Origin of the sequence: Phenylobacterium sp. (assembly GCF_030693805.1) — a bacterium.
Taxonomy (GTDB): domain Bacteria; phylum Pseudomonadota; class Alphaproteobacteria; order Caulobacterales; family Caulobacteraceae; genus Phenylobacterium.
This window is the reverse complement of the sequence record NZ_JAUXZW010000084.1, coordinates 1-3,380: the sequence shown is the minus strand read 5'-3', so window position 1 is coordinate 3,380 and position 3,380 is coordinate 1. Positions and strand designations below refer to the sequence as shown.

At 67.4% G+C, this 3,380-nt stretch carries 2 protein-coding genes; both read left to right on the top strand.

Going from position 1 to position 3,380, the window contains the following annotated elements:
- Positions 1 to 2,246, top strand: a 2,246-nt coding sequence (gene acnA / locus Q8M88_RS03775) for an aconitate hydratase AcnA (protein WP_305594916.1), incomplete at its 5' end; no start/stop codon positions are given.
- Between the two features lie 111 nt (positions 2,247 to 2,357).
- Positions 2,358 to 3,053: a thioredoxin family protein gene (locus Q8M88_RS03770; RefSeq protein ID WP_305594915.1), complete on the top strand. Its 696-nt coding sequence runs from the start codon at positions 2,358 to 2,360 to the stop codon at positions 3,051 to 3,053.
- Positions 3,054 to 3,380: the final 327 nt, after the last annotated feature.

Genomic DNA, 3,380 nt, shown 5'->3' with positions numbered 1-3,380 from the left:
GCGAATACGAGCGCAACATCGAGCGTTACCGCTTCCTGCGCTGGGGCTCCTCGGCGTTCAACAACTTCCGCGTCGTGCCGCCCGGCACCGGCATCTGCCACCAGGTCAATCTTGAATACCTGGCCCAGACCGTGTGGACAGGCGACGAGTCGGGCGCGACGCTCGCCTATCCCGACACCGTCGTCGGCACCGACAGCCACACCACCATGATCAACGGCCTGTCCGTGCTGGGTTGGGGCGTCGGCGGCATCGAGGCGGAAGCCGCCATGCTCGGCCAGCCGATCCCAATGTTGATCCCCGAGGTCATCGGTTTCCGTCTTGTCGGCGCCCTGCCGGAAGGCGCCACCGCGACCGACCTGGTGCTCACCGTCACCCAGATGCTCCGCAAGAAGGGCGTGGTCGGCAAGTTCGTTGATTTCTACGGCCCGGGCCTGGCGCACCTGACCTTGGAAGACCAGGCGACGATCGCCAACATGGCCCCGGAATACGGCGCGACCTGCGGCTTCTTCCCGGTCACCCGTCAGACCATCGATTATCTCACCGCCACCAACCGCGACGCCGAGCGGGTCGCGCTGGTCGAGGCCTACGCCCGCGAGCAGGGCATGTGGCACGAGCCGGGCGACGCCGACCCGGTGTTCACCGACGTGCTGGAGCTGGACCTGGCGTCGGTGCTGCCGTCGCTGGCCGGCCCCAAGCGCCCGCAGGACCGCGTGGTCACCTCCGAGGCCGCCCAGGAGTTCAAGCTGGCGCTGTCGCGTGAGTTCGGCAAGCCGGAAACCGGCTCCGCCCGCGTCGCCGTCGAAGGCGAAACCTATGACGTCGGCCACGGCGACGTGGTGATCGCCGCGATCACCTCGTGCACCAACACCTCCAACCCCAGCGTGCTGATCGCCGCCGGCCTGGTCGCCAAGAAGGCGGTCGAGAAGGGCCTGACCGTGAAGCCGTGGGTGAAGACCTCGCTCGCCCCCGGCAGCCAGGTGGTCACCGACTATCTGAAGAGCGCGGGGCTGACGAAGTCGCTGGACGCGCTGGGCTTCAACCTGGTCGGCTATGGCTGCACCACCTGCATCGGCAACTCCGGTCCGCTGCCGGAACCGATCTCCGACGCCGTGCAGAAGGGTGACCTGGTCGCCGTCAGCGTGCTGTCCGGCAACCGCAACTTCGAAGGCCGGGTGAACCCGGACGTGCGGGCCAACTACCTGGCCTCGCCGCCGCTGGTGGTGGCCTACGCCCTGGCCGGCTCGATGCAGATCGACCTGACCACAGAGCCGCTGGGCGAAGGCAAGGACGGCAAGCCCGTCTACCTGCGCGACATCTGGCCGACCAGCGAAGAGGTGGCGGCCCTCCAGCGCAAGCACGTCACCGGCAAGATGTTCGCCGCCCGCTACGGCGATGTGTTCAAGGGCGACAAGAGCTGGCAGGCGATCAAGGTCGCCGGGGGCCAGACATACGCCTGGGAGATGGGCTCCACCTACGTGCAGAACCCGCCCTACTTCCAGGACATGAAGATGGAGCCGGAGCCGGTCACCGACATCATCGAGGGCCGCATCCTGGGCGTGTTCGGCGATTCCATCACCACCGACCACATCAGCCCCGCCGGCTCGATCAAGCTGACCTCGCCGGCCGGAGTCTACCTGAGGGACCACCAGGTGCCGCAGTCGGAGTTCAACTCCTACGGCGCGCGTCGCGGGAACCACGAGGTGATGATGCGCTGCACCTTCGCCAACATCCGCATCCGCAACAAGATCGTGCCCGAGATCGAGGGCGGCATGACCAAGCACTTCCCCTCGGGCGAGGTGATGTCGATCTATGACGCGGCCATGCGCTACCAGAGCGAAGGCCGCCCGCAGGTGGTGTTCGCCGGCAAGGAATACGGCACCGGATCGTCCCGCGACTGGGCGGCCAAGGGCACCAAGCTGCTGGGCGTCCGCGCGGTGATCGCCGAGAGCTTCGAGCGCATCCACCGCTCGAACCTGGTCGGCATGGGCGTGCTGCCGCTGCAGTTCCTGCAGGATGGCTGGCACAAGCTCAACCTCACCGGCGAGGAGATCGTCAGCATTCGCGGACTGACCGAGCTTGCGCCGCGCAAGCAGCTGATCATCGAGCTCTACCGCCCGTCGACCGGCTACATCGCCCGCATCCCTGTGCGCTGCCGGATCGATACGCCCACCGAGCTTGAGTACTTCAAGAACGGCGGCGTGCTAAACTACGTGTTGCGTAACCTCGCCCGCGACGCCGCGGCCTAGGGCGAACAACCCGCGCGCCCGGACCGCTTCGCGCGGTCCGGGCGGCGTTTTCCGCACGGTCACACCTTGTTGAAACGCAGAGCCTCCGCAACTCCGGTTAAGTGCCGCGCAATGCGAAGGGCCGCGATTTTCCTGCTTCTGCTCGGGGTCTACCCGGCCGCGGCGTGGGCCAGACCGCCTGTGGTGGTCGAGCTCTACACCGCCCAGGGCTGCGCCTCCTGCGCGGCGGCGAACGCCTATGTGGGCAAGCTCGCCGAAAAGCCGGGGGTCCTGCCGCTCACCTTCTCCGTCGACTACTGGGACTACCTGGGCTGGCCGGACAGCTTCGCGCGGCCGGAGTTCGCCCTGCGCCAGCAGGCCTATGTGAAGCGCCTGGACCTTCGCGAGCCCTATACGCCGCAGGTGGTGATCGACGGCCGCGTCCAGGCTGGCGGCCAGCAGACCGAACGCATCGACAAGCTGCTGCGCGAGGCGGCCGCCGCTCCTCTGCATTCACCGGATATGCGCTTCATCGGCCGCGCGCGCGTCGACGTGGGCCAGGGGCGTGCGCCCCGCGGCGGCGGCGAGGTCTGGTTGATCCGCTACGACCGCCGCGAACAGGACGTCGAGGTCACCAAGGGCGACAGCCGCGGTCAGACGGTGCCGCATCGCAATGTCGTACGTCAGGCCGTGCGCCTGGGCGCCTGGCGCGGCCGGCCCACGGCCTACCGCCTGCCCAAGTCGCCGCAGAAGGACCTCGCCAGCGTCGTGCTGCTGCAGGCCGGCGAAGGCGGCGCGATCCTGGGTGTACTCGAGGCGAAGCCGTAAAGGCCAGCGGCAAATCTCTCCGACACCCGCGGGCTTATCCCGAGGACGACGTTTGTGAAAATCAGGACGTAGCCGAGAGGCTTCAGCGCACCGCGACATGTGTGGATGCGGCCGAACTCACACCCCAGACAAAACGAAACCCGCGCAGCTGGAGAACTGCGCGGGCTGAACGTTTGGATGACACACTATGGGGATCGCTTGGGAAGGCGGACCTTTGGGAAGGTAAACTGGAGTGCGAATCCTTTGGCGGGGCTCGTTCGAATTAGGCGTCGGCTGATCGAAGCCCGCGATCCAGGGGGGCTGGGGGGGCTGTTCAGGATCCGGGAC